Genomic DNA, 24,833 nt, shown 5'->3' with positions numbered 1-24,833 from the left:
GCGGTGAGCATCGGCGGTTCTTCCTTTAGCAGGGTTCGAGCCGCCGATGCTCACCGCTGCCTGCCGCCTGGTCAAACCAGCAACCCCACCATTCTCCGCATTCGATCGCGCACTCAACGTAACCGAACCCCGAAACACGAGGTAAGCACCTTACGCTGAATAACTGAAAGTAGATTTCCACCTGATTGAGCCACGATGCGTGGATGGGCGGGTGGACCAGGCGCAGGTTGTTGGACGCGGCCACCCGGGCGCTGGGGTCGGCCAGGGTCTCGGCCAGGGTGAGGCTCTGCTCCAGGTGGCGGCGGGCGGCGTCGGCGGCGAGCCGGTCCGGTGTCGGCGGCCGGGTGGAGCGCGGTCCGCCCGCCCGGCGCGGTCCCCACTGGCTCAGCTTCCAGAGCTCGGGCCGGAAGGGGGGATGGCACTACCGGCAGCTCTTCGAGCTGACCCGCCTGGACGAGGCGATCGCCATCTACGGCACCGAGGCGGACGCCGCTCGTCGCCGCGGACGGGCGCTGAGCCGGTGACGGCGGACCCGTGACCCGGCGCCATCCCACAGATGCTGTAATACGGAAAAACTAGGCATCTTTCCCGGGTTGCTCTTTAGCCTCCTACCGCTTGAATGGGGCGGTCATCATGGCCGTTCCCGCAACAGCAGATCGCCACACGCGGGAATGGTCGTCAGCGTCAAGCACCGCAGCGGAGCCTGCATGCGAGCCGGTCCTCTGTCCCGGGCGCCGGCTGGCTCCATCAGCTTGCGGGCCCGAGGACGGCGGTGCGAGCCGGTCTCGAGCTTCTCTAGCCACTGGTTCAGACGCGCTACCGGGGGGGTTCGTTGATGTCTGCTCACATGTCGCCACCGCAGGACAACGGGTCGACGGACGACGGGTCGACCGTGGCCGTGGTGGGCATGGGTTACGTCGGCTTGCCGACCGCGCTTGCCTTCCATCAGGCGGGCTTCGAGGTGCTTGGGCTCGATACGAGCCCGGCTCGGCTGGCCGCCATCCGGAACGGCGACGTGGACCTTCTGGCCGAGGACCATCTCCGGCTGGGTCTCGCGCTGGACGACGCGGCGCGCTTCCGGCTGACGGCCGACCCTGATGTGCTCGGCCGAGCCGACGCCGTGCTCGTCTGTGTTCCTACCCCTGTGGACCGCCACAACGTGCCCGTGCTCGGCCCGTTGCAGGCGGCCTGCCGGCAGGTCGTCGACCACGCGCGGCCCGGTCAGGTGCTCGTGCTGACCTCGACCTCCTACGCCGGCACCACCCAAGACCTGCTGGTCGCGCCGCTGACAGCCCGGGGCTTCCGGGTCGGCGCCGACCTGCACGTGGCCTTCGCACCCGAACGTGTCGATCCCGCCAACGCCCGCTTCCCCCAGGAGCAGGTCCCGCGCGTGGTCGGTGGGGCGACGCCCGTCTGCTCGGCGGCCGCGACCCGGCTGCTCGCCACGATCACCCGGAACCTCCACCCGGTCGGTTCGCCCGAGGCCGCCGAGCTGGTGAAGCTGCTCGAGAACACCTTCCGGGCGGTGAACATCTCGCTCGCCAATGAGATCGCCGAGGTGTGCCGTCATCTCAGGCTGAACCCGATCGAGGTGATCGACGCCGCTGCCACGAAGCCCTACGGGTTCATGGCGTTCTATCCCGGGGCCGGCGTCGGCGGCCACTGCATCCCCGTCGACCCGCACTACCTGCTGTGGCGCACGCGGGCCACTGGGCTGCAGCTGCCGGTGGTCGAGGCCGCGATGGCGGAGATCGCCGTGCGCCCCGCCCGGGTCGTGACCGAGGCCCTGGAGCGCCTGTCGACCGACGGGCTGGGGCTCGGAGGCGCGCGGGTGCTCGTGGTGGCCTACAAGCCTGGGGTCGAGGACCTGCGCGGTACGCCCGCCCTCGACGTGTGGCGGGGGCTGGCCGTACGCGGCGCGCGGGTCAGCTACTTCGACCCGTTCGTGCCTCGGCTGGTGCTGGACGGGGTGGAGCACCGGAGCGAGGCCATCGTCGAACCCGACGCCTACGACCTCGTGATCGTTTGCACGCGCCATCCCGAGGTGGACTACGGCGCGCTGTTGGCAGCACGCAGGCTCCTGGACTTCACCTACCGCGCGGTGCCCGAGCCCGCAGGCGCGGCCGCGCTCGCGGAGTGAGCGGGATGCTGCTGCAGGGGGCAGTGCTGACGGTCCTGGTAAGCCTTTTCCTGTTCACGCTCCTGGTCGGCTTGGGCCTGGCCTGGGAGAGCGGCCGGGAGTGGTTGCCGTACCTGATCCGGGAGTGGCCCGCCTCGTCGGTGGGCCGTCCTTCGGCGCCCGTCCGCATCGGCGGCATCACGATGCTGCTCGGGGTGCTGTCGCTGATCGCCTGGCACGTGGTCCGCAAGACCACGCAACTCCATCTCGACACCCCGACCGCGGTGTACACGGTCGTGATCTCGAGCTATGTGCTCTCGCGGTTCGTGCTCGCGGCGTTCTACCGGTCGCCCAAGCACGCCGGCCTCGAGCCGGCCTGCGCCGTGATCGTGCCCGCCTACAACGAGGGGGAAGCCGTGGCCCGCACGATCCATGCGCTCATGGCGCTGGACTACCCAGCCGACAAGCTCGAGGTCGTAGTGGTCAACGACGGGTCGACCGACGACACCTGGGGGCACATGAGCCTGGCCGCCGGTACGTACCCGGACCTGCGCCTCGGGCCATGCCACGACTCGTGCGGAGCCGACTGCCCGCCGGGCCAGTGCGACTACTGTGACTGGCGCTTCCACGACGCCCCGCGCAGCCGGATACGCTGCATCGACCTGGGCTCCAACCAAGGGAAGCGCGCGGCCATGGCGGCCGGGATCAGGGCGACCTCGGCCGAGATCCTCGTGTTCGTCGACTCCGACTCTGTCCCCGCGCGATGTGGGGTGCGCAGGCTCGTGCAGGGCTTCGCGAACCCCAGGGTGGGCGCGATCAGCGGGTTGACCTACGTTCGCAACGCCACCGCCAACATGCTCACCCGCATGCAAGCGGCCCGCTACTACGTCTCCTTCCAGCTGCTCAAGGCGGCCGAGAGCACGCTCGGGGCGGTGGCTTGCTGCTCGGGCTGCTTTGCGGCATACCGCCGGTCGGCGGTGGTCGGGCTCCTCGATCGTTGGGAGCACCAGCGCTTCCTCGGCGTCGAGTGCACCTACGGCGATGACCGGGCGCTCACCAACATGGTGCTGCGCTCGGGCTGGGTCACCCGCTACGACGCCCGTGCTGAGGCCTGGACCGACGCGCCCGACCGCTACCGCAAGTTCTTCAAGCAGCAGCTGCGCTGGAAGAAGTCGTGGGCGAGGGAGGGCCCGATCCTGCTCTCCCACATCTGGCGCACCCGCACCCGCGCGGGGAGGAGACCCTGCCCCAGTGGCACGCCCGAGTGGAGGCTGACCTTGCGCGCAGCCAGGCATTCTTCCGCCGCGTGCTCGGCCGGCCGGTCAGCGCGTTCGCGTTCCCCTTCGGCGCCGCGGACCACCCCACCAACGATCCCGCCATCCCCGAGCAGATCAGCCGGGTGCTGCGACGCGCCGGCTTTCGGCTGGCCTTCGCCAGCGAGGCCGTGCCCCGGAAGCAGGGAGAGCTGGAGATCCCGGTGATGCACGGCGCCGACCGCCACCGGCTCCCCAGGGTCACGGTCACCAGCGACCTCACGCCGCTCGACTTGCTCAACACGCTGCGCAGGTCGGCTCCCGACCCGATCACCCCGGATCTCACCCTGCTCCACTGGGCCGGCAACGACGCCACCTGCGCGCCCAACCGCGACCCGGTCCAGCCGACCGCGCTGGTCGTCTCGGCCACCGGGTACGGGCGTTGCGCGGCTCCGGTGAACCCGGTGCAGTGGACCGACTACCGCCTGACCACCGACGTCATGGGAGTCGACCGGATGGCCACGGCCTTCGTCGGGGTGCGAGCGCGCATCACGCCCGGAAGCCGGGGCCGCGCCGAGGTGGTGCTCGGCGAAGCGGTCATCAGGGTGCGCGAGCAGATCGGCCGGCGGGTCCGGGTCCTCGCGGCCAGGTCGCTGCGACCGGGCGAGGACCATCACGTCGAGGTCACGGTGGAGGGCAGGCGGCTGACCGTCCGCGTCGACGACCTCACCCCGATGGTGGCCATGCTCGACCCAGCCCTGGACCGGGGCGCGGTCGACTTCGGCCTGGCCGCCCGAGGCGCGCAGACGCTCACGTTCGTCGCTCCCCGCCTCATCGATCTCCGCAAGCCCTGACCGTCAGGCGCTGCCGGACAGCGCTGCCCGTCCGCCACCCAGGAGGAACTCGATGGACACCATCCCGCGGCGTCAGCGCTGGCTGGCCTTCGTGCTACCGCTCGTGCTGCTCGGCGGACTCGCTGCGGTCACGGGACGGGCAGACGCCGATCCCGCCCAGACTGTCGTGTCGCTCACGTTCGACGACGGGAACGCGGACCAGTACAACGCGCGACCGATCCTCTCCAGTCACGGCATGCACGGCACCTTCTTCGTGAACTCCGGCCGGATCGACACGACGTCGGGCTTCCTCACCCTGCCGCAGCTCCAAGACCTCGCCGCCGACGGCAACGAGATTGGCGGACACACCGTGCAGCACGCCGACCTCCCCGCCCTCGATTCCGACGAGGCCAAGCGGGAGGTCTGCAACGACCGGGCGAACCTGTTCGACTGGGGCTTCCAGCCGACCAGCTTCGCCTACCCCTACGGGCACGCGAACGGCCTCGTTGAGCAGATCGTGGCCGGCTGCGGCTACAACTCGGCACGGCAGGTCGGTGACATCCTCTCGCCCGCCAGCGGCGGATGCTCCGGTTGCCCGTTCGCCGAGACGATCCCACCAGCCGATCCGTACTACACACGCGCTCCGGACTCGGTGGACAGCACCTGGACGCTCGGCGACCTCCAGACGCTGGTCACCGATGCGGAGAGCCACGGCGGCGGGTGGGTCCAGCTCATCTTCCACCACGTCTGCAACGGCTGCGCGACCTCCCACTCGGTCACGCCGGAGAACCTGGGTGCGTTCCTGGACTGGCTGCAGCCCCGCGCGGCCCGGGGCACGACCGTCCGAATGGTCCAAGAGGTCGTCGGCGCTGCGGTGCAGCCCCCGGTGCCGGGTCCGGTGCCTCCAGCCGGCCAGCCGCTGCAGAACCCCTCCCTGGAGGCCGATGGCAACGGGGACGGTACGCCCGACTGCTGGTCGGCTGGCATGTTCGGCAACAACGCAGCCACCTGGACCAGGACGTCGGACGCGCACAGCGGCGGCGATGCTCAGCGAGTCGACATCACCGCATACACCTCTGGCGACCGTAAGCTGGTGGTCTCGCAAGACCTCGGCGCCTGCTCCCCGACCGTGGCCCCCGGCCACCGTCAGCTCCTGACCTCGTGGTACAAGAGCACAAGACCAACCCAGTTCGTCGTCTTCTACCGGGATCAGGCTGGCAAGTGGTTCTACTGGGCGTCGAGCCCGATGTTCCCGGCCTCCGGCACCTGGACCCAGGCGAGATGGACCACGCCGGGTGTCCCGAGCCAGGCCGCGGGTCTGAGCTTCGGGCTGAACCTGGCCGCCGTCGGCTCGCTCACTACTGACGACTACGCTCTGGCCGACGCCGGGACAGCGCCACCCACGGTTCAGACGGCTGTGGGGGACAACCCGTCGCTCGAGACCGACAACAACGCCGACAACGTCCCCGACTGCTACCAGCTCGGCGCGAGCGGTGCCAACACGGCCGCGTGGACCAGGACGTCGGACGCCCGCAGCGGCGGCTACGCCGAGCGCGTCGACATCACCACCTACGCCTCCGGCGACCGTAAGCTCGTGATGAGGCAGGACGCGAGCGGCTGCGCACCCGTGGTCATCTCGGGCCACAGCTATCAGCTCAGCGCGTGGTACAAGGGTGGGCCTGCCCGGTTCGTGGCGTACTACCGTGACGCTGGCGGGGCGTGGCGCTACTGGACCCAGAGCCCCATCCAGGCCGCCCAGGGGAGCTGGACCCAGGCCGCCTGGACGACGCCAGCCATACCCGCGGGAGCGACAGCCCTGAGCTTCGGGCTGAACCTCGCTCAGGTGGGCTCGCTCACGACCGATGACTACGCGATCGGAGACTTCACGCAGGGACTCCAGCCGCAGACCGCGACGTCCGCCACAGACGGAGACGGTAGCGCCGCTGACTGAAGGAGGATCGCCAGCGACCGCAGGGACCCGTCGGAGGGACGCGGGGTGGCCTGCGTCAGTCGGGGACGCGGCGCTGCTCGGCCTCGTCGGCGGCGGCGATGGCCCGGGCCACGAGGGGCGGGGGCATGTGGCCGTAGGAGAGCACCCGGTCGTGGAAGCGGCGGAGCCGGAACGCGTCCCGCAGGCGTGCCTGGGAGTCAGCCCGCAGGCGCTCCAGCTCGAGGCAGCCGACCAGGTAGCCGAACGGCTGGGTCGGGCTCATCGTGTAGCGGGCGACCTCCGTGCGCGCGGTCGGCTCGGCCAGCCGGCCGACCGACATGGCCCGCTCCACGGCCGCCTCGTAGGACAGCTCCCCGGCCGAGAGCTGCATGTCGAGCACGATCCGGAGGGCGCGGAACAAGCGCATGGAGAGCTGGGCCAGGCGCGCCTCGTCGCCGTAGTAGCCGACGTCGGCCATGAGCTGCTCGGTGTACAGGCCCCAGCCCTCCTGCATGACCGGGGAGCGGACCGCGCGCCTGGTCAGCGACTCGAGCCGGTTGACGCTGCTGATCTGCAGGTGGTGGCCTGGGTAGCCCTCGTGGGCGGCGATCGCCGGGATGGCGGCCCAGCTGTGGTCGCGGAGCCCGGCCTCCTCCGACGGCGGCGTGACCCAGAAGTACCCCTGCTGCCAGGCGTCGAACGGCCCGGACGCGAAGTACGCGGCGAAGCCCAGCACCTCGCGCAGGAACTCGGGCGTGGCCTCGACCAGCGCGCCCGCCTCCGGGTTGCTGGCAAGGTCGTGCTCGAACACGAACTGCTCGAGCCGGTCCAGCTCCTTTCGGTAGGCCGGCAGCAGCTCGTCCTGGGAGGGGTGGCGGTCCTTCACCTCCTCCAGCGTGGCCGACCAGTCGCGCGACCCGAGCTTGCCTGCCTGCTCGGCGAGCGCGTCGGTGGCGTCGGCGATCTGCGTCTCGCCGAGCGCGACGAACCCGGCCGGCGGGATGTCGAAGCAGTGCACCTCGCGCAGCTTGCGGGCCAAGGCCTGCTCGCCGATGGCGAACGGGGCGTCGTCGGCGAAGCGCCGCGCGTGCTCGGTCTCGAGCCAGCCGGCGAACTCCTCCAGGGCGGTGGCCGCCTTGCCGGCCGCCGCCTCGACCCGGCCGGCGAGCCGGGTGCCAGCGGCCACGGCACCCAGCGTCCCGGTCAGGAAGCCGGCGCCGCCCCGGGCCGCCCCCACCGCCATGCGGCGCCACAGCAGCGGGCAGGGCTCGTCCAGCAGCTCCTCGGCCTGGGCCAGGAACCGGGGCGCGGCCTCCAGCCGGAGGGCGACGTTGCCGAGCCGCTCCTCCAGGGGCGCGAACTCGCGCGCGACGAGCAGCAGGATCGCGCTCGGGACGGCGGTCGCCGCCTCGAACGGGTTGCGCCGCCAGGGCCGCTCCACCTCTTCCACGAGCAGGTGGTTGGCGAGCTGGGCGGCCAGCGCGTCGCGGTCGGCGGCCTCCTCGGGCGAGCCGGGGACGACCGCGGCGACCTCGGCGCGCAGCTCGGAGAGCCTGCGCGTGAACACGTCCAGCCGCTCGGCGGTGACCTCGTCGAGGCGGTCGTCGTGGAGGTGCACCCCGTAGAACGTGGCGGTGATCGGCGAGGCGTCGAACAGGATGTCGAGGTAGCGGCGGGACAGGCGGTCGACGGTCTCGGCCACGGGCACGCTCCTTCAAGGTCAGGGTTCGCACAGCGTAGCGGGTCAAGCCTTCCCGGCCGGGCGTGCGTGGCGGGCTGACCGGTGCGGCCCTGGCGCAGCCGCCGAGGGCCTGCTGCACCCGCGCCTCGGTGACCACGTCCAGGGCGCTGGTCGCCTCGTCCAGCACGGCGGGGGTCGCTGATCTGGCTCAGGCCGAGGCGGGCACGAGTTCGGTCAGCAGCTGCTGGACGCGGCCGTCGATCTCGTCGCGGATGGCCCGGACCTGCTCGACCGGCTTGCCCGCGGGGTCCTCAAGCTCCCAGTCCTCATAGCGCTTGCCCGGGTAGATCGGGCAGGCGTCCCCGCAGCCCATGGTGATGACCACCTCGGCGGCCTTGACGAAGTCGTCGGTCAGCGGCTTGGGGAACTCCCGCGACAGGTCGATGCCCCACTCGTCCATCGCCGCGGCCACCGCCGGGTTGATCTGGTCGGCCGGGGCGCTGCCGGCCGAGCGCACGTGCACCCTGCCGTTGGCGTGGTGGTCCAGCAGGGCGGCGGCCATCTGGGAGCGGCCGGCGTTGTGGACACAGACGAACAGCACCTCGGGGACGTCCTTGATGATGGCTCCTTCGGCTTGGCCGAGAGCGCGCAGCCGCTCCCGGGCGAAACGGTGCACGAACAGGGGGATGAAGTCGACCACCCGCGCGCCCGACAGCCGGTCGATGGACTCGTCAACGAACCGCTCGATGGTCTCCAGCGAGAAGATGCCGCGGAACTCCTCGTGCAGGGCCTCGATGGAGCGGGCGAAGGTGGCGCGGCTGGTCGGGTCGAGCTGGCCGGCTGGCATGGCGGAGCCTCCTTGGCGGGCAGGCGGCCGGGCAGGGGTCGGCGGGGCGGCGTCGGCGCCGGGCACAAGGCGCCGGCAGGCAGCGCCGCTTGGGGAGCGAGCAAACAGCCCCAGCGTGGCGGCAAGGCGAACCAGGGCGGTCGGGCGGAGCCGGTAGTAGGTCCAGTACCGGTAGCGCTCGGCCTCGATCAGGCCGGCCTGGCGGAGCACCTTGAGGTGGTGGCTGACCAGCGGCTGGGCGACACCCAGCTCCTCGGCCAGGTGGGCGACACACAACTGCTCGGTGGCCAGCAGCTCAACGATCCGCCAGCGCAGCGGCTCCCCGAGCGCCCGGGCCAACTCGACCGGGACCGTCTCGGAGCCAACAGCGGGCGATGCAGCGGAGGAGATCGCAGTAGAGGTCACCAGATCAATGTAGGTTGATCTAAGCGCCGAGGCAAGTGCGCCACAGCGCCTGGTTCCGCTCTCGGTTCTCCTGGCGACTCACATTGGTGGTTCACGCGTGGGGTGGGGTGGGGTTGGGGAGCCAGCGGGCGAGGTAGTGCCCGAGCCCGTCGAGGTCGGTGCCGCCACAGCGGTAGCCGATGTGATGGTCGGGTCGGATGAGGTAGTGCGCGGTGTCGCTCACACCGAGCCGCCTGAACGCCTGCCCGTCGAGGTCGTGCAGGGCGCCGGGAGCGGCCTCGCGGGTCAGGTGGTGCACGGCCAGGAGATTGGCGTGGCGCTCCCGCACGGCGGTGAGTCGGCTGGTGTTCCAGCTGCCGGGCGGGCCGCACAGCAGCAGGTGGAAGCTTGGCGCGGCCAGTGCCGCGCCAAGCCAGCACACCTGCCCGTCTCGGGCGATGCGCGCGTCGGGCAGCCGGTCGCCGGCCTTCGGCCCTCGGCGCAGCGCCGGGCGGCCTTCCTGGACAGCCGGGCTGTGCCGGTAGCTGATGCCCAGCTGGGCGACCGTGCGAAAGCCGTACCCCAGTGCTCTGTCAACCCGCAGTGCCAGAGGCAGCACTCGCGGCACCACCTGGGTGCGCAGCGCGCGGACCAGCGGGTTGGTCGAGGTCGCGACCGAGAATGCGCGGTCGGTGAACCGGACCACGAAGCGGCCGACGGGGCGGCGTTCGGCGTCGTAGGAGTCCAGCAGGTCCTCGTCGGCCACGCCGCGGGCGGCCAGGGCGAGCTTCCAGCCCAGGTTCCAGGCGTCCTGGATGCCGGTGTTCATGCCCTGGGCGCCGGCCGGGCTGTGGACGTGGGCGGCGTCGCCGGCCAGGAAGATCCGCCCGGCCCGGTAGCGGCTGGCGTGGCGGTGCGCCAGCCGGAAGTAGGTCAGCCAGGCGGGGTCGCGCAGCCGCAGCCGGCCGCCGGTGAAGGCGTCCGCCAGCGCCTGGAGTTCCTCCAGCGAGGGCTGTGCCGGCTCCCGCTCGCCACCGCGGAGGGTCGGGTGCATGCCCAGCATCCGCCAGCTCGCGGGCCGGCCCAGCGGGAAGAAGAACAGGATGCCCGTCTGGCCGAGGTAGGCGTAGGCGGTGTCGCGGTCCAGCCCGCCGTCGACCTCCAGGTCGGCGAGCGCGAACGTCTGCGGGTAGGCGCCGCCCGCAAACGGGATCCCGGCGCCACGTCGTACGGTGCTGTGGGCGCCGTCGCAGCCGGCCAGGTAGCGGGTGCGCACCTGCTCGGTCCGCCCGTCACCGTGGCGCAGGGTGCACGTGACGGCTTCGGCGCCGGCGTCGAAGGCGACCAGTTCCACGCCCCGCTCGACGCGGACGCCTCCGGCGGCCAGGTGGTCGTGCAGGACGGCCTCGGTCTCGGCCTGGGAGACGAACAGCAGGAAGGGGTAGGCGGTGTCGGTCAGGCCGAGACCGAACAGCCGGACCCGCACGGCGCGGTCGCCGGCATGGAGCTGGACCCAGACCGCGTCGTTGCCGCGCGCGACCAGCTCCTGGGCGACCCCCAGTCCCCGCAGCACCTCCAGCGTGCGTGGTTGGACGGCCAGGGCGCGGGACTCGTGGACGCGGTCGGGCTGACGGTCGACGATGCGGGAGGTCGCACCGAACGCCTGGAGCTGGGCGGCCAGGGTGAGGCCGGTCGGTCCGGCGCCGACGACAAGGACGTCGAGCCGCTCCCCGCCGGGGTCGTCGATCATCGGGGTCGTATCCTTGGCTGTCGTGGCGGCGCTGTCATGGCTGGACCAGCACGACGCCGGCGCCGCCGTCGACCTCGACCAGCTGGCCGTCGCGGAGGCGGGTGGTGGCATCCGCGGTGGCGACCACGGCGGGGATGCCGTACTCGCGGGCGACCAGGGAGGCGTGGGCGGCCAGGGTGCCGCCGTCGGTGACGACCGCGGCGGCGCGGGCGAACAGCGGCGTCCACGCTGGTGCGGTGGCCTGGGCGACCAGCACCTCGCCGGGTTGGAACCTGGGGAAGTCGTCTTGGCCGTGCACCACGCGGACCGGGCCGGTGGCACGGCCGGGGCTGGCCGGTTGCCCGATGATCGCGTCCTCGGGCGCCGGGCTGGTGGTGCGCACGGCGTCCACGGCGGCCAGGAGCTCCTTGACCATCAGCCGGGGTGGCCGGCCGATGGCCAAGGGGGCGAGCAGGCGCCGCTGCCGCTCCCAGGTGCCACGGCGCCGGTTGACCAGATCCTGCAGGGATGCGCGGGCATCAAGCTCGGCGCGGGTGAGGAAGAACACGTCCTCGGCCTGGTCGATGGCGCCGTGGGCGTGGAGGGTCTCGCCCAGGCGCAGCGCGCAGCGGCGCAGCAGCGGCCAGCCGAGGGTGAAGTGGCGGGCTTGCTGCTCGCGGATGGTGGCGTAGCGCTGGGCGACCTCCAGCAACGCCTGGAACCGCGCCTGCAGCTGCGGCCGGACGGCGAGCGCCGCCGCGCACTGGGCGGTGAGGGCCTCGCGCCGGGCGGCCAGGTCGCGGTGCCGGTCGGATGAGCGGGGCGGCTGCCAGCCCAGCTCCCCGGCGGTCGGGTGGGCCCAGTCGACGCTCTGGACCGCGTAGGCGGGCAGGTCGGGTTGGGTGCCGGGCAGCCCGGCGAGCAGGTGCTGGACGCTGGTGTCGACCGTGGCGGCCAGGTGCTGGCGGTAGAAGCTGGCCAGGGCGCCTTCCATCTTCCACGCCGAGCCGCCCACCACCGCCAGGGACCACAGCTGCTCGCCGGCCATGGCACCGACCTGGTCGATGATGCCGGCCAGCTGCTCGGGTGAGGCGGTCTCGACCTGCTGCTCGCCCGCCTGGACCAGCCGCTGGTAGCGGGGCAGCAGGTCCTGGCGCCACTGCTCAGCGAGGCGTGCCAGCAGGTGCCGGTCGGCGGCGACCGGGTCGCGGGCTGGACCGAGCACCGCGTAGCGCATGAACCGCACCAGCCGGCCGCGGCCGTGCAGAAGGGCGGCAAGGACTGCGCGTGGCGACAGCCGTGGGGTGGCGATGTAGTACCAGCCGTTGATCGCGGCGTACGGGAACGGCAGCATCCCACCGACGCGGTCGCGCGTGGCCTGCAGCTCGCCGTGGTCGATTCGTTCCAGCAGCCAGTCGGCAAACAGCGGGGTCATGGGCTCGGGCAGCCACTCACCAAGGCGGAAGTTGCGCATCCAGTACCCCGGGGCGGGCGGCGTCCACGCGACCGGGTCGGGCAGCGCCGTCATCGGCCGTGCCTGCAGCAGCCACAACCCACCGTCGGTGCGGGTGGTGTCGTCGGTGAGGCCGGTGTCGTTGGTGATGGCCCACTCCAGGTCCTGCGGGGTGGCGAGGTGGGCTTGGACGCGGCGGGCCAGCGTGGCGACCTGGCGGGCCTGGTCGGCGTTGATTGCCTGCTCCGCCGCGCGGGTGCACCTGGCGTGCCCGTCGCGGACGACCCACTGGTCGCCGGTGGCCTCACCGGAGACCAGCCGCTCGCCCAGCCCGCGCACGGCGTTGAGTACGACCTCGCCGCGGTCGCCGGTCAGCGGGTTGGCCGTGAAGGCGACCCCGGCCGCGTCGGCCGCCACCATGACCTGGACCAGGACCGCCATTCCCGACCCGGACGAGTCCGCTGCGGCTGCCTGGGGGTGGGCCTGCCGGTAGGCCGACACACGTGCCGAGGCGGCCGAGTCGATGACATGTCGCACCGCCTCGGGCAGCTCGTCGAGACCGACGTCCAGGACGGTCTCGTACTGGCCGGCGAACGACGCGCCCCCAAGATCCTCGGCAGTGGCTGAGGAGCGTACCGCGAACCGCTGGCCTTGCCCGCCCGCCAGCTTCTCGGCCGCCCTTGACAGGCGCGCACATGCCTGGTCCCAGTCCGCCTCGGCGGCCGCGGTCACCACCACCCCGGCCGGTACCGGGAAGCCGGCCCCGGCCAGGTGGGCGAGGTTGGCCGCCTTGGTTCCCAGCAGGGCCCGCGCCTTGGCAGGGTCGAGGCGGGCGGCCTCGGCGAGGCTGACGACCGGCGCAAGCATGTCAGGCTCGACCTCGTGGGGCTGCGTCTGTGGCTGGGTCTGGGGCTGTTCGGCCATCGTGCTTGCTCCTTGACCTCGATCCGCGCTGTGCGCGCTGGTGGTGCTGGCCTTCGCCGGGGGTCATGGCCCGCAGCCACATCCCGACCAGCTCGTCGACGACCTCCTCCAGCTGCAACGGCACCCGGCGGCCACGGCCAGACTGGAACCCGGCAGGCGGCCGGGACAGCAGGTGCATCACGACCGGGCCGGCCAGGGCCTGCACCGCCAGGACCGGGTCCATCTGGCGCAGCCGGCCGGCCGCCATCTGCTCGGCCAGGTAGCCTGCCACCAGCGGAAGGGTGCGCATCGCGTGGGCCGCACCCTCCTCGGAGTCGGCGTGGCGGTCGGGATCACTCCGGGAGAACTCGAACAGCAGCTGCAGCAGCAGGCCGACGTGGCCGTCCATGGCGGCGGCCATGGCGTGGGCGACCGCGGGGATGACCTCGGCCGGTGGCCGGTCACCCATGGTCTCCAGCACGGCCGCGATCGGCTCGAAGGGTGAGAAGCGCCGGACCAGCTCGGCGAACAGCGCGACCTTGCCGGGAAACAGCCGGTACAGGGTGGCGCGGGAGACCCCGGCGGCGGCGGCCAGCTCGTCCATGGACAGCTCGGCCAGGCCGTGCCGGCCGACCAGCTCCAGCGCCGTGTCGAGGACGCGGCTGCGCACGGTCGGCAGCGGCTCGAGGCCAAGCTCCTGGAGCAGGTTTTGCTGGCTGCCGAACAGCCGGTACAGGGTGGCGCGGGAGACCCCGGCGGCGGCGGCCAGCTCGTCCATGGACAGCTCGGCCAGGTCCTGGCCTTGGCGGGCGTGTCCGCCGCCGGCGAAGGCCGCGAGGACCTGCTGTCTGGTGATCATCGGTGGCGGCATGAGACTATACTAGACGAGATGTCGCTATCCATCTAGTATCTAATGGGTCACAGCTACCCGCGTCTGGGCGTCTACCAGCTGACCGGATCGGGACGTCGAATCCCTGCGCATGCCCCACGGTGAACGGTGTCGGTACGCCGTGTGCGGCAGCATCGCATGCACGGTTACGGGGTAGCTGGCGAGGCGAAGTCGCCTGACCAGCGGCCTACCCTACCGACGAGCTCACTGGCCACGTCCGAGCTTGCGTAGCCCACAGGGAGCAGCGCACCGGAGCGGCTGCACCCGTCTGGGCGCAGCCGCTCCGGTCGAGCATCGTGGGGTCGGCCCACGCTCCTAGCCCTGGTACTCACCGCAGAGGATGTTCTCCTGCGCCTCGCGCGCGTCTTCCCTGGCCTTCTGCAGGTCCTCGGCGCGCTCCCGGGCCGCCTCCTGGGCCGGGGTCTCCCTGGCCTCGCGCAGCTTCTCCTGGGCCTTGGTCAGGTCCTCGGCGCGCTCCCGGGCCGCCTCCTGGGCCGGGGTCTCCTGCGTCTTGCGCAGGTCCTCCCGGGCCTTGGCCAGGTCCTCGGCCCGCTCCCGGGCGTCCCTGGCCGCACACGTGGCCGGCACGCTGTTCGCCTTCGGGGTGACCGGCGCGGGAACCGCGGCCTGGGTTGCCGGCTCGTTGACCTCTGCCGCCTCGGTCGTGGTCGCCATCTCCTGGCCGGCGAGCACCACCGGCCGGCTTGTCGGGTAGGACTTGCCGGTCTGCGACATGGCGACCGCTCCGGCGGCGACGACGAAGATCGCCGCGAGCCCGACGGCCACCGTGGACTTGCGGACCGCGCCGAACCGCGACGGCTTCACAACCGGACGCTGCTGCTGCCCGATGGCCGGGTACTCCCTGGTGGGCTGCTCGTTCCTGGTGGGCTCCTGGTTCATGGCCCTCTCCCTTCCCTTTGGCTCTCCACCGAGCCGCGGTCGAACGCTTCTGAGCGTCGAACTTTCATGAGCAACGCCAGGGTCGCTCAGGGAGCACGCCGTGCCTAGCAACCCCAGGGGTCACAACGGGCGCTCCGAGGTGTGGAGTCGACCCACCCTAGGTGAGCCCGTGGAGTGCGGAAATGCGTTCATGCAGCTCACACGGCATCCAACAAGCACGTGCTGCGACACTGCGGTCATGACCTGAAGGGTGCGCAAAGGGCGCAACCAAGCCCACTCGCTGTGTCGCGTGCAGCGCGACCCCCAACCGCGCGCACGTTGCTGCGCTGCGTCCTCGCAGTCGCGCTTGTCGGTCTTGACCGGGGTGGTCGGTGAGGCGGATGCGGGCCGAGCTTCGGGTTGGCCGCAGGTGGCTGGTGGGGGAGCTGGCCCGGCTGGGGCTGCGAGCCTGACCGGGGTCGCCACCCGTTGCCGCCGTTGGTCGGCGGAGACGGGGCGGCGACCGCGGGCTGGCTGCTGAGCGCGAGGACAGCGGCGGTGACCAGCACGAGTGGCCACAGAACGGCGGTGATTCTTGGGCGTCGAGTGTTCCGCCGATCATGCCACGTCCGGTCCGACGTGGGTGTCGACGTCGTAGTGGGCGCTCGTACGATCACGCTCGACCAGGAACCGCTCGTCCTCGGGATAGAAGACGGCGGTCTCATAGTCGTCGCCCGCGAAGGCCTTGACGGCCTCCAGCGAGTCCCAGAGCGTGAACATCATGAACTCGGTCCGGTCATCGACATTGCGCCGAAGCATCCAGACGCCGCGGTTGCCGGGAGTCTTCGCATAGCCGGCCACGCCGGTTTGTTGCATGTACTGGGCGTACGCGTCACCGTCTTGTCTGCGGACGGAGCCCTTCCAGATTCGAGCGATCATCGTTCCTCCTCAGCTTCGCACTTGGCCGGTCGTTGGTGGGGGGGACACGGTAGGTGCTTGGAATCCAGGCAGCGTGTCCCGAACGTTCCTGCCTGGGGCTGGCGAGGTGCCCGCCGCGGCTACGCGCGGGTCAGGAGGTAGGAGATGTCCCTCCCATGAAACACTCCAGGGGTCTTGAGGGTGGCTGTTGCGTTGTCGCGGGGCTCTGGACGAAGAAGGGCTTGCCGCGGTGCGCGAAGCCAAAGGCGCGTGGTAGACCGAGGTGCGCGTGGGGTGACGGCGCGGCGCCTTTCTACCGCAGCAGCCCAACTCCCGCGCCCGAGCAACGGCCTGGACGCGGTTGGCCACCCCGAGCTTGTCCAGGATGTGGGTGACCTGCCGCTTGACCGTGTCCAGCGTGAGCACCAGCTCCTCGGCGATCGTCTGGTTTGGGTTTGCCGGCGGCCAGCAAGGAGGATCGACATGCGCTTTCGTACCACCATCCAGCAGGGCGGCAAGACCGCGACCGGCATCCAGGTTCCCGAGGAGGTCGTGGAGGCCCTCGGGTCGGGCAAGCGGCCCGCGGTCAGGGTCACGATCAACGGCTACACCTACCGCAGCACCGTGGCGGTGCTGGGCGGGGTGTACATGGTGGGCGTCAGCGCGGAGAACCGCGCCGGCGCCGGGGTCGCCGGCGGCGACGAGGTCGATGTCGAGATGGAGCTCGACACCGCCCCGCGCGAGGTGACCGTCCCGGCCGATTTCGCCGCCGCCCTCGATGCCGAGCCTGCGGCCCGGCGCACGTTCGACAGCCTTTCGTACAGCAACAAGTCCTGGCACGTGCTGCAGGTCGCCGGAGCCAAGACCGACGAGACGCGGCAGCGGCGCATCGCCAAGTCGGTCGGCATCCTGAAGCACGGCCGCGCCCGCTGAGCGGCGGGCGCGCCATCACCCCCTTTTATGAGAAAGGCCCTCTGAGCAGGTGGGCCAGCTGGTCGACCTCGGTGCCCGTCCTGGCCATCGGCGCTCGGGGCGCAAGGTGCTGACCTTGGTCCACGCGCTCCTGGCCGGGGCGGATCCCCAACCGACACCGGCCACCGTTGTTGTTCTGAGTGCATACGTCAATCTTCGTATGCCGAGTGCCGCGCTCACGCTGACGACTGCGTAGCCGTCGCGCGCCGAGCATGGTGGCATGACACAGCTACTGGTCGAGACCACGAACCTGACGAAGCGGTACGGCCGTCGCGCCGTGGTGAACCACGTCGGGTTGCAGGTGCGCGGGGGTGAGGTCTACGGCTTTCTCGGCCCCAACGGCGCGGGCAAGACGACCACGCTGCGCCTCCTGCTCGGCCTGGTCCGGGCGAGCTCGGGCACCGCACGCGTGCTCGGTGCCGCGCCGGGTGATCCCGCTGTTCGCCGGCGCGCTTGCCCTGCTGATCGGCGTGCTGGCCACCGGTGGGGAGTACGGGTGGGACACCGTGAAGGTCCTGCTCACCCTGGGGCCACGAGGTTCGTGGCGGCCTCGGCGGTGCTGATACGCCGCCGGGACGTCGCCTGATCCTCAAGACGAGAAGGAGGAAACAATGAATGCGCAGAGCACATTGTCCGGGCCACGGACGGCGACGGTTGTGGGCCTCGTGGCCGGTGCCCTGGGGATCGCGATCCTGTGGGCGTCGGGAGTCAAGTTCCCGGTCTACCCGCCGCCGGGGATCGTCATCCTGCTGGCCGGCGCAATCTTCGTCAGACTGGCCTCGTGGCCGTGGGCACCGGCCGTGGGAGCGTTCATGGGGTTGTTCGTCACCGTTGGTTTCGTGGTGAGCGGCGGGCCGCCCAACCTGTTTGGCCGGGACGGAACGAGTGTGCTCATCGGCACCTGGATCCAGCTGATGGGTGTGCTCACCGCCCTGATCGCGGGTGTGATCGCCACGCGGGCCAACTACCGGAAGCCAGCTGAGGCCCGGGAATGAGACCGCGCTGTGGTCAGGACTCGTCAGGACTCGTGAGTCCTGACTGGACCGCGAAGACGACAAGCTGCGCGCGGTCCCTTGCGCGCAGCTTGATCATCGCGCGGCCAACGTGAGTGCGCACCGTTGCCGGGCTGATGAACAGCTCTTGGCCGATCTCCTCGTTCGATCGGCCGGTGGCCACCCAGGCGACCAGTTCCCGCTCCCGCTCGGTCAGCTCATCCAACCCCGGCACCGGCGTGAGCGCCCTGGCCGGCCGCTGGCTGAACATGGTGATCAACCGCTTGGTCACCGACGGGGACAGCAGGGCCTCGCCGGCCGCCACCACCCGGATCGCGCGCACGAGTTCGGCGGGTGCGGCGTCCTTGAGGATGAACCCGCTGGCGCCGGCTTGCAGCGCACGGAACACGTACTCGTCGATCTCGAACGTGGTCACCACGACCACGCGGGTGTCTGCCAGCTTGCTGTCGGCGCTGATCGCCGACAACGTCTCCAACCCGTCCATGCCCGGCATCCGGATATCGAGCAGCAGGACGTCGGGGTGCGTCTCGCGCAGCCGATCGAGCGCCGCCTGCCCGTCCTCGGCCTCGCCAACGACCTCCATGTCCTGCTCGCGATCCACGAGCACTCGCAGGCCCATCCGCACCACGGCCTGGTCGTCGGCCAGCACGACCCGGATCATGTCGCGTCTCCGGCGATTGGCAGGCGCGCGGAGACCCGGAAACCACCACCCGTGCGGGGCTGGGCAACGAGCTCGCCGCCCACGGCCACCACCCGGTTGCGCATCCCGGTGAGCCCCAGACCGGGCCGCACATCCTGGGCACCGACACCCCCATCCAGCACATCCACGACGAGCGTGCCCTGGTCACGGTGCACGCGTACCTCCGCGGTCGTTGGTCCGGCATGCCGCAACACGTTGGTCAAGGCTTCCTGCACCACCCGGTAGGCGACGCGGCCGACGTCCTCGGGCACCGCCACGTCCTCCAGCGAGAGCCGCACCGGCAGCCCCGCGGCGCGCACGCTGTCCACGAGTGCGCCCAGGACTCGCAATCCCTGGCCAGCGGCTGATCCCGTGCCGCCAGTCTCAGCCCCGGTGCGTCGATGGAACGCATCCAGCATCATCCGAAGGTCGCTGAGCGCTTGCACGCTCGTCGACTGGATCGCTTCCAGGGACTCCTTGGCCTGCTTCGGTTGCTCGTCGAAGACCAGCAACGCCACGCCCGCCTGCATCGCCACCGCGGCCAAGCCATGCCCGGCCACATCGTGCACCTCCCTCGCCACCCGCATGCGCTCTTCCAACGCCGCCCTTGCCGCAAGCTCCTGTCGTGCCCGCCGGGTCGCCGCCGACCGAACGTGCACCAGTGCGCCAACCGACCACGGGATGACGAGCCAGCTCGCCCACACGGCGAGCAGCAGCGCCGGTACATCGGCCTGCATGAGGGCGCGGGACAGCGTGGCCGCGGCGGTCGCCGCGACGGCGGCCGCGCATGCAAGCAGCGAGGTACGCAGCCCGCGCAGCCTCGCGACCTCGAACATGGCGAACACCATGCACAGCTGGATCGGCCCGTACGGGTAGCCGATCAGCAAGTAACCGGCGACCAGCGTGACGATCACGCTCAGCGCGGCGACGGGCGCGCGACGCCGCCACGCGAGCGCGACCGCGGCGAGCGTGACGAGCGTGATCGCTCCCACATCCAGCGGCCGTACCTCGTCTTGCAGCGTCGCGGCCACCATGGTGCCGACAAGGACCAGCACAGCGGCAGCGACCGCGATGCCGGCATCCAGCTTCGACGGAACGCCCGTGCCACGCCGGCGACGCGGAGGTGGTTGAGCCACACGCGCAGTATAGGACCCGCTCTCAACACTTCTCAGCCCCGGATCATGCGGAGAGGCCACGCGCGCTTGACGCATCGATGTATAGCGATATAGCTTTTCGGCTATGCATACGTATGTGGTCGTCGACGTCTTCACCGACACGCCGCTGGAGGGCAACCCGCTGGCCGTCTTCACCGCTGGCCGTGCTATCTCCTCCGAGCGGATGCAGCAGATCGCCAGGGAGATGAACCTCTCGGAGACCGTCTTCCTGCTTCCCGCCGAGACCGGCGCCGACGCGCGGGTCCGCATCTTCACCCCGTTCAGCGAGCTGCCCTTTGCTGGGCACCCGACGCTCGGGACCGCCTGGGTGCTCGCCGAGCAGGCGCGCGGAGACGTGATCCGGCTCGAGACCGGCGTCGGCGTGATCACCGTCGAGTTCGAACGAAACGACGGGCGCATCGCCTCCGGCCGGATGCAGCAGCCGATCCCGAGCTGGGCGCCGTACGAGCGCGCCGACGAACTGCTGGCCGCGCTACGCGTCGACTCCTCGCAACTGCCGGTCGAGGCCTACCGCAACGGGCCGCTGCACGTCTACGTCGCGCTCGAGAGCGAGCAGGCGGTTGCGGCGCTCGCGCCGGATCTCGGCGCGCTCGCCAGGCTGCCCGACCTCGGCGTCAGCTGCTTCGCCGGTTCCGGCACGCGCTGGAAGACCCGCATGTTCGCCCCCGCCTACGGCGTCGCCGAGGATCCCGCCACCGGCTCAGCCGCCGGGCCGCTCGCCGTGCACCTGGCACGCCACGGCCGGATCGCGTTCGGGCAGGAGATCGAGATCCGCCAGGGCGCAGAGATCGGCCGCCCGTCCAAGCTCTACGCCCGGGCCGAGGGAGAGGGCGACCGGATCGACAAGGTCGAGGTCGCGGGCTCGGCAGTGGTCGTCGCCCACGGCGAGCTCCTTGTTTGACGCCGAGGTCTTCGGCGCCCTCGCGAGCCCCAGGCGGCTGCAGGTGCTGGAATGGCTGAAGGACCCCCGGGCGCACTTCCCGCCGCAGCGCGACGGCGACCTGGTCGAGGATGGCGTCTGCGTGCTGTTCATCGCCGAGAAGCTCGGCGTCGCCCAACCGACCGCCACCACGCACCTGCAGGCACTTGCGCGCGCGGGGTTCGTCACCTCCAAGCGCATCGGCCAGTGGACGTTCTACAAGCGCAACGACGCCGCGATCGCGGCGCTCAAGCACAGGATCGGAGAGGAGCTGTGATGGAAAAGAACGTGATCACCTCGGCGTCGGCGCCGGCGGCCGGACCATACTCGCCCGGTCTGACGGTCGGCGAGTGGGTGTTCCTCGCCGGCCAGACCGGCGTGGGCGAGACGATCGAGGAGCAGACCGACAACGCGCTCGGCAAGATCGCGGGACTGCTCGACCAGGCAGGCTGCACGCTCGCCGACGCCGTGTCCTGCCTGGTCCATCTCACCGACCTGTCGCTGTTTCAGCGCTACAACGCGGTGTACGAGCGGCGCCTCCCCGAACCGCGGCCCGTACGGACGACCGTGGGCGCCTCGCTGCTGGCCGGCGCGATGGTCGAGATCACGGTCATCGCGCGACGTCCAGCATCGAGCTGACACTCGCCCTGAGCAGCTGGATGGAGCGGCACACCGCGAGGTACGCGAGCTTCGATAGCACCCGGGACGGCCTCCGAAGGGTCGACAACGGCCTCAGCGTACCGAGCTGCCGTCCGGCGCGAACCAGCAGGTAACAGGCCGCATCCGAGTTTACGTACCCTTCAGCATGAACGCGTTTGCGTACCCTTCAAGCCTACCTGGCAGGCGGGAACTGCCGGGGGGCGTGCATCCGACGCTCGGGTGGCGCAGACCAGATGCGAGCGCAAAGCGGCAACCGGCCTCCTCTCAGCTGCACCCATATCGCTGAACGACGCTACCCACGGATATGGCAGTAAACCCAGAAATCTTCGACTTGGCTAGATCAGCCGCTAGGCGCCTGGTCGGTTCCCTGGGGATGGTCGGTTCCCAGCGCGCTGAACGCGGCAGCCGCGTCCGCCACCACCGCCTCCACGTCGGCCGGCTGCGCGGTCTCGCGCTTGGCGTCTTCCAACACCAGCCAGATGTGCCCGGCCACCTCCGTGCGCCGATCCTCGGTCGCTGCGCTGCTACCGACGTCCTTAAGCAGCTGGATCAGGCTGCGGGTGAGCGCCGGCTCCTTGGCCCCGTACCGCCGGATCTGCGCGGTGCCAAGCCGCAGGTAGTCGGCAAACTGCGGCAACGGAGCCGCCACGCGCAGCATCCCCTGCTCGTCGCGGCACAGCCGGTCGCCGAGCCGCCGGCGAGCGAGCAGGCACAACAGCACCGACAGGTGGTGCACCGCCTGGACCGCCGTGTAGGGGTCGTTGACCGCCGGAGACAGCGCCTTGTTGCCGATGTCGACCAGACGGCGCAGGCCGAAGGGGACGTCCTGCAGCATGGTGCGCTCGAACCCGATGTGGACCGCGTCGCGGAGCGCCACCCGCAGCCGCTCGAGATCCGCCGGTGCGTGATCGCCTGATCGCTGCCAGACCCAGGCCAGAGGCGTTCCGGCCACGACGTGCTCGCCCACCATTTTGGCGAGCCGGACGACCAGGTCGTGGCTTGTCGCCGCCTGGACCAGCGCTTCGGGTTCGACGGCCTGGATGTACCCCGAGCCTTCGGACGGGAGGACGACCGCCCAGGCGGGCGGGTCGGGACAGCGCTCCTCCGGCTCCAGGTATCCGGACGGGTCGGGGTAGAGGTCGTCGATGACGCTCTGAGTCTCGCGCTCGACCGTGCTCATGATCGTGTCGATCTGGATCGAGTGGGCCAGGTGGTGGATGTAGTAGACGAGCACACCGACGCTCGCCAGCCCGAGCGCCAACGACCCCGAGACGGCCAGCCGGGGAACAAACGCCTGCTGGCCGGCGCTCTGGACGCCGACGGTGTGCAGCCCTGCGGTGCTGTAGGCGAAGGCGCCCACGAAGATGCTCAGCACCAGCTGCGTGCCGCGGTCGCGCATGAAGTTGCGCAGCAGCCGCGGCGAGTACTGCCCCGAGGCGATCTGCAGGGCGACGATCGTGAGGGCGAACACCAGGCCGGTGACCGTGATCATGGTGGCCGACACCACGATCAGCAGCCCGCGGGCGTCCTCGGGCGTGCCCCGGAAGGCCAGCCCCCGCAGCGGGGAGTCGTCGCCGACCGACACGCGCGACAGCACCGCCCCGGCTGCCAGGAAGGCCACGATCGACACACTGGGCAGGACCCACAGGGCGCCGCGAAGGTAGTCCCAGCGGACACGACGCCGACCGAGCAAGTTCATACCGGCGGCCTCCGGCTCAAGTATGGTTCCGGGCAGAAGCACCACGGCACCGGCGTTGCTGCAAGACGCTCGCCAGCGCCAACTGTGCTCCTCTCCACGAGCGGGCGAAAGGGGGTTCTGCCGGCACTCCAGCTGCGGCGGCCTGAGCTTCCCCGCACAACCCTTGCAACAGCGCCCGCCACGCGTGCAAGCCGAGGTCGATGCCTGCCCTGCAAGCGAACGCATGCCCAGGCTGGCTCTATGGGGTCACTGTCGCTGCGAAGACCTCCTGAGCGCTCGAGTCGCCGCCTGCCACGCCGTCGCCGACGAAGCTCGGCCGGACTGCGCTGTCGGTGCTCGCCTGCCAGTTGTAGTCGCCGATGAAGTCGTTGTTCGAGGCGTCGAACGGCGTCGTCGTGACCTGGAGGTTGGTGAACGTCGCGCCTGCGTTCCCGGAGAACGCGCAGGTCGTGAAGATGAGCGCGTTCCCGGGCGCGTAGCGCCGGTCCTGGAAGCAGACGTCGACGCGGCCGCTAGGCGCAACGGTGATGAACGGGAAGAACTGGTCGGAGCCAGGCCCGTCGTCGTTCACCCGGGTGATCCCCTGCACCTCGAAGCGGTCGCCGCTGTCCCGGACCCGCATCACTCGAACGTCGGCGTCACCCGCGTTGTCGTCGGCGTAGTTGACGTAGAGCTGGTTGGTCCGGCGGTCGACCGCCACCCACAGGTTGTTGTCCGATCGCCAGCTCGCGTTCGGCAGCGGGTCGGGCAGCGGCGCGACCTGGGCGAGCAGCTGCGGCGGCGAGAACGTCAGCCCACCGTCGCTCGACTTGGCGAGGTAGATCCGGTTCCAGTTGGGAAGACCGGCGTTGGCGAAGGCGCCGAAGGTGACGTAGACCGTCTTCGGGTCCTTGCCGACCGCGCTGAAGGAGTCCTGGAAGGTGGCGTTGCCAGCCCGGCTGCTGATCGGCACGGGCTCGGCCCAGGTCCGGCCGGCGTCGGTCGAGCGGGTGAAGAGGATCACCGGCTTCCCCAACGCGGTGAACTCGGTCTGGGTGAGGTAGAGGTGGCCGTTCGCCGGGTTGGCCGTGATGAACTGGTGATCCTCGAACTCGTTGATGGCATTGCCGGGCGTGTCCTCGCCCGTCATCGCCACCACCGGCGCGCCCCAGGTCACCCCGCCGTCGGTCGACCTCGACACGAAGATCGTCCCGGCCGAGCCGGTACCTGGCGGGAAGAGGTTGAAGGCCAGGCAGGTGTAGTAGGCGTTGCCGTTGTTGTCGAAGACGACGCTGGGGTCGGTCCCACGATCGAACTGACCACCGCTTCCCGTCTGAATCCCCGGCACGACGCCGACCACCGGCCAGCTCAACCCGCCGTCGAACGAGACCCCGTAGCCGCAGGTGCGATCCCCGCTCGAGATCCAGGCCGCCACGACGTTGAGCGGGTTGCTGGGGTTGACGGCGATCGAGGTCTCGGCGTCACGGTCATGATCGAAGGTGACCTGGACGACCTGCGCGCTCGACGCTCCCGCGATGGGCGCTGGGAGCAGGACGCTGACGACTAGGGCCAACAGCGGAACGAGCACTGCCCATCGCTTGCGTAGGTGTTCGCGACGGTTGGCCTTCACGTCGTTCATGCTCGCCTCCTCGATCAGCGGCGCCCGTGGGGTCAGCGTAGGCACCTCCGCCAGCCATCTGGAAGAGCGCGGCGGATGGCTGTTCCGCTACATCCGCGTGTGAGCATCCCATGTGGAGAAGTCAAGGGCGAGCCTGACAGTGGGCGGGCGTGGGGTCGTGGCTCGACCGGCGGGACGCGGGTCGAGTGGTGGGGTCGGGGTGTGCTGCTGGTCGGGGCGGTGCCCTGGCCGGTCTGCCCGGCTCTGCCTGGCGTGCAACCGGGGTTGTCCCAACATCCTG

The 24,833-nt window shown here is 70.8% G+C and carries 22 protein-coding genes and 2 pseudogenes; 12 read left to right on the top strand and 12 right to left on the bottom strand.

Features of this window, described 5'->3' with window-relative positions; translation table 11 throughout:
• Nucleotides 1–203 precede the first annotated feature (203 nt).
• The 5 genes from VG276_28635 to VG276_28615 all read left to right on the top strand — a co-directional run bounded on the left by VG276_28635 (nt 204) and on the right by VG276_28615 (nt 6,156).
• A complete protein-coding gene (locus VG276_28635) occupies nt 204–524 on the top strand; it encodes a hypothetical protein (protein HEV8653252.1) in 321 nt (106 codons plus the stop codon).
• 323 nt (nt 525–847) lie between these two features.
• Complete coding sequence (locus VG276_28630; GenBank protein ID HEV8653251.1) at nt 848–2,140, top strand: nucleotide sugar dehydrogenase; 1,293 nt, start codon at nt 848–850, stop codon at nt 2,138–2,140.
• 5 nt (nt 2,141–2,145) lie between these two features.
• Nucleotides 2,146–3,600, top strand: a complete 1,455-nt coding sequence (locus tag VG276_28625) for a glycosyltransferase (protein HEV8653250.1) — start codon at nt 2,146–2,148, stop codon at nt 3,598–3,600.
• Nucleotides 3,564–4,226, top strand: coding sequence for a hypothetical protein (locus VG276_28620; protein ID HEV8653249.1), 663 nt, complete (start codon nt 3,564–3,566; stop codon nt 4,224–4,226). Before VG276_28625 ends, VG276_28620 begins: the two co-directional genes overlap by 37 nt.
• Nucleotides 4,227–4,278: 52 nt before the next feature.
• Nucleotides 4,279–6,156 (top strand): polysaccharide deacetylase family protein, encoded by a 1,878-nt coding sequence (locus VG276_28615; GenBank protein HEV8653248.1) that lies wholly within the window; start codon nt 4,279–4,281, stop codon nt 6,154–6,156.
• Between the two features lie 55 nt (nt 6,157–6,211).
• Here VG276_28615 and VG276_28610 read toward each other — a convergent pair whose 3' ends face one another.
• From VG276_28610 to VG276_28575, 8 genes and pseudogenes are all read right to left on the bottom strand, one after another.
• On the bottom strand, nt 6,212–7,837 hold the full coding sequence (locus VG276_28610; GenBank protein HEV8653247.1) for a DUF885 domain-containing protein: 1,626 nt from the start codon (nt 7,835–7,837) through the stop codon (nt 6,212–6,214).
• A 187-nt stretch (nt 7,838–8,024) separates the two neighbouring features.
• The gene (locus tag VG276_28605; GenBank protein ID HEV8653246.1) at nt 8,025–8,663 is read right to left on the bottom strand and encodes an arsenate reductase ArsC; all 639 of its coding nucleotides are present in this window, start codon (nt 8,661–8,663) and stop codon (nt 8,025–8,027) included.
• 138 nt (nt 8,664–8,801) lie between these two features.
• Nucleotides 8,802–9,068 (bottom strand): annotated as a pseudogene (locus VG276_28600) (metalloregulator ArsR/SmtB family transcription factor).
• A gap of 91 nt (nt 9,069–9,159) precedes the next feature.
• A complete protein-coding gene (locus VG276_28595; GenBank protein ID HEV8653245.1) occupies nt 9,160–10,797 on the bottom strand; it encodes an FAD-dependent monooxygenase in 1,638 nt (545 codons plus the stop codon).
• Nucleotides 10,798–10,831: 34 nt separating this feature from the next.
• Nucleotides 10,832–13,153 (bottom strand): PEP/pyruvate-binding domain-containing protein, encoded by a 2,322-nt coding sequence (locus VG276_28590; GenBank protein ID HEV8653244.1) that lies wholly within the window; start codon nt 13,151–13,153, stop codon nt 10,832–10,834.
• Nucleotides 13,098–13,991: a helix-turn-helix domain-containing protein gene (locus VG276_28585; protein ID HEV8653243.1), complete on the bottom strand. Its 894-nt coding sequence runs from the start codon at nt 13,989–13,991 to the stop codon at nt 13,098–13,100. The genes VG276_28590 and VG276_28585 overlap by 56 nt, the downstream gene beginning before the upstream one ends.
• A 345-nt stretch (nt 13,992–14,336) precedes the next feature.
• Nucleotides 14,337–14,921 carry a hypothetical protein gene (locus VG276_28580; GenBank protein ID HEV8653242.1) on the bottom strand — a complete coding sequence of 195 codons (585 nt, stop codon included), beginning with the start codon at nt 14,919–14,921 and terminating at the stop codon, nt 14,337–14,339.
• A gap of 597 nt (nt 14,922–15,518) precedes the next feature.
• Complete coding sequence (locus tag VG276_28575; GenBank protein ID HEV8653241.1) at nt 15,519–15,839, bottom strand: antibiotic biosynthesis monooxygenase; 321 nt, start codon at nt 15,837–15,839, stop codon at nt 15,519–15,521.
• Between the two features lie 462 nt (nt 15,840–16,301).
• Between VG276_28575 and VG276_28570 the strand changes: the two genes are divergently transcribed.
• The 4 genes and pseudogenes from VG276_28570 (at nt 16,302) to VG276_28555 (ending at nt 17,785) form a co-directional block, all read left to right on the top strand.
• A complete protein-coding gene (locus VG276_28570) occupies nt 16,302–16,751 on the top strand; it encodes a YdeI/OmpD-associated family protein (protein HEV8653240.1) in 450 nt (149 codons plus the stop codon).
• Nucleotides 16,752–17,010: 259 nt separating this feature from the next.
• Nucleotides 17,011–17,232 (top strand): annotated as a pseudogene (locus tag VG276_28565) (ATP-binding cassette domain-containing protein).
• A complete protein-coding gene (locus VG276_28560) occupies nt 17,207–17,353 on the top strand; it encodes a hypothetical protein (protein ID HEV8653239.1) in 147 nt (48 codons plus the stop codon). Before VG276_28565 ends, VG276_28560 begins: the two are co-directional and overlap by 26 nt.
• A 48-nt stretch (nt 17,354–17,401) precedes the next feature.
• The gene (locus VG276_28555; GenBank protein ID HEV8653238.1) at nt 17,402–17,785 is read left to right on the top strand and encodes a hypothetical protein; all 384 of its coding nucleotides are present in this window, start codon (nt 17,402–17,404) and stop codon (nt 17,783–17,785) included.
• Nucleotides 17,786–17,798: 13 nt separating this feature from the next.
• On the opposite strand, the gene VG276_28550 is transcribed toward VG276_28555, so the two are convergent.
• Together VG276_28550 and VG276_28545 are read right to left on the bottom strand one after the other, a co-directional pair.
• Nucleotides 17,799–18,464 carry a response regulator transcription factor gene (locus VG276_28550; protein ID HEV8653237.1) on the bottom strand — a complete coding sequence of 222 codons (666 nt, stop codon included), beginning with the start codon at nt 18,462–18,464 and terminating at the stop codon, nt 17,799–17,801.
• Nucleotides 18,461–19,537, bottom strand: a complete 1,077-nt coding sequence (locus VG276_28545; GenBank protein ID HEV8653236.1) for a histidine kinase — start codon at nt 19,535–19,537, stop codon at nt 18,461–18,463. The genes VG276_28550 and VG276_28545 overlap by 4 nt, the downstream gene beginning before the upstream one ends.
• 184 nt (nt 19,538–19,721) lie before the next feature.
• Here VG276_28545 and VG276_28540 point away from each other — a divergent pair, with 184 nt between their 5' ends.
• From VG276_28540 to VG276_28530, 3 genes are read left to right on the top strand one after another with little or no spacing between them, the layout of a single operon-like run.
• A complete protein-coding gene (locus VG276_28540; GenBank protein ID HEV8653235.1) occupies nt 19,722–20,558 on the top strand; it encodes a PhzF family phenazine biosynthesis isomerase in 837 nt (278 codons plus the stop codon).
• Nucleotides 20,551–20,853: a metalloregulator ArsR/SmtB family transcription factor gene (locus VG276_28535; GenBank protein HEV8653234.1), complete on the top strand. Its 303-nt coding sequence runs from the start codon at nt 20,551–20,553 to the stop codon at nt 20,851–20,853. The genes VG276_28540 and VG276_28535 overlap by 8 nt, the downstream gene beginning before the upstream one ends.
• Entirely contained in the window at nt 20,853–21,215 is a 363-nt protein-coding gene (locus VG276_28530) for a RidA family protein (GenBank protein HEV8653233.1), read from the top strand. Before VG276_28535 ends, VG276_28530 begins: the two co-directional genes overlap by 1 nt.
• A 361-nt stretch (nt 21,216–21,576) precedes the next feature.
• On the opposite strand, the gene VG276_28525 is transcribed toward VG276_28530, so the two are convergent.
• Together VG276_28525 and VG276_28520 are read right to left on the bottom strand one after the other, a co-directional pair.
• Nucleotides 21,577–22,935: a DUF2254 domain-containing protein gene (locus VG276_28525; GenBank protein HEV8653232.1), complete on the bottom strand. Its 1,359-nt coding sequence runs from the start codon at nt 22,933–22,935 to the stop codon at nt 21,577–21,579.
• 238 nt (nt 22,936–23,173) lie between these two features.
• On the bottom strand, nt 23,174–24,553 hold the full coding sequence (locus VG276_28520; protein ID HEV8653231.1) for a sialidase family protein: 1,380 nt from the start codon (nt 24,551–24,553) through the stop codon (nt 23,174–23,176).
• Between the last annotated feature and the right edge of the window lie 280 nt (nt 24,554–24,833).

This window comes from Actinomycetes bacterium (assembly GCA_036000965.1).
Taxonomy (GTDB): Bacteria; Actinomycetota; CALGFH01; order CALGFH01; family CALGFH01; genus DASYUT01.
The sequence above is the reverse complement of the archived record's forward strand: the minus strand, read 5'-3'. Positions and strand labels throughout refer to the sequence as shown.

Bases quoted from the DNA above. Each gene is read 5' to 3' on its own strand.
- VG276_28635 (HEV8653252.1), top strand. From the start codon at position 204: ATGGGCGGGTGGACCAGGCGCAGGTTGTTGGACGCGGCCACCCGGGCG.
- VG276_28630 (HEV8653251.1), top strand. From the start codon at position 848: ATGTCGCCACCGCAGGACAACGGGTCGACGGACGACGGGTCGACCGTG.
- VG276_28625 (HEV8653250.1), top strand. From the start codon at position 2,146: ATGCTGCTGCAGGGGGCAGTGCTGACGGTCCTGGTAAGCCTTTTCCTG.
- VG276_28615 (HEV8653248.1), top strand. From the start codon at position 4,279: ATGGACACCATCCCGCGGCGTCAGCGCTGGCTGGCCTTCGTGCTACCG.
- VG276_28605 (HEV8653246.1), bottom strand. From the start codon at position 8,663: ATGCCAGCCGGCCAGCTCGACCCGACCAGCCGCGCCACCTTCGCCCGC.
- VG276_28595 (HEV8653245.1), bottom strand. From the start codon at position 10,797: ATGATCGACGACCCCGGCGGGGAGCGGCTCGACGTCCTTGTCGTCGGC.
- VG276_28590 (HEV8653244.1), bottom strand. From the start codon at position 13,153: ATGGCCGAACAGCCCCAGACCCAGCCACAGACGCAGCCCCACGAGGTC.
- VG276_28585 (HEV8653243.1), bottom strand. From the start codon at position 13,991: ATGATCACCAGACAGCAGGTCCTCGCGGCCTTCGCCGGCGGCGGACAC.
- VG276_28580 (HEV8653242.1), bottom strand. From the start codon at position 14,921: ATGAACCAGGAGCCCACCAGGAACGAGCAGCCCACCAGGGAGTACCCG.
- VG276_28575 (HEV8653241.1), bottom strand. From the start codon at position 15,839: ATGATCGCTCGAATCTGGAAGGGCTCCGTCCGCAGACAAGACGGTGAC.
- VG276_28570 (HEV8653240.1), top strand. From the start codon at position 16,302: ATGCGCTTTCGTACCACCATCCAGCAGGGCGGCAAGACCGCGACCGGC.
- VG276_28555 (HEV8653238.1), top strand. From the start codon at position 17,402: ATGAATGCGCAGAGCACATTGTCCGGGCCACGGACGGCGACGGTTGTG.
- VG276_28550 (HEV8653237.1), bottom strand. From the start codon at position 18,464: ATGATCCGGGTCGTGCTGGCCGACGACCAGGCCGTGGTGCGGATGGGC.
- VG276_28540 (HEV8653235.1), top strand. From the start codon at position 19,722: ATGCATACGTATGTGGTCGTCGACGTCTTCACCGACACGCCGCTGGAG.
- VG276_28530 (HEV8653233.1), top strand. From the start codon at position 20,853: ATGGAAAAGAACGTGATCACCTCGGCGTCGGCGCCGGCGGCCGGACCA.
- VG276_28525 (HEV8653232.1), bottom strand. From the start codon at position 22,935: ATGAACTTGCTCGGTCGGCGTCGTGTCCGCTGGGACTACCTTCGCGGC.
- VG276_28520 (HEV8653231.1), bottom strand. From the start codon at position 24,553: ATGAACGACGTGAAGGCCAACCGTCGCGAACACCTACGCAAGCGATGG.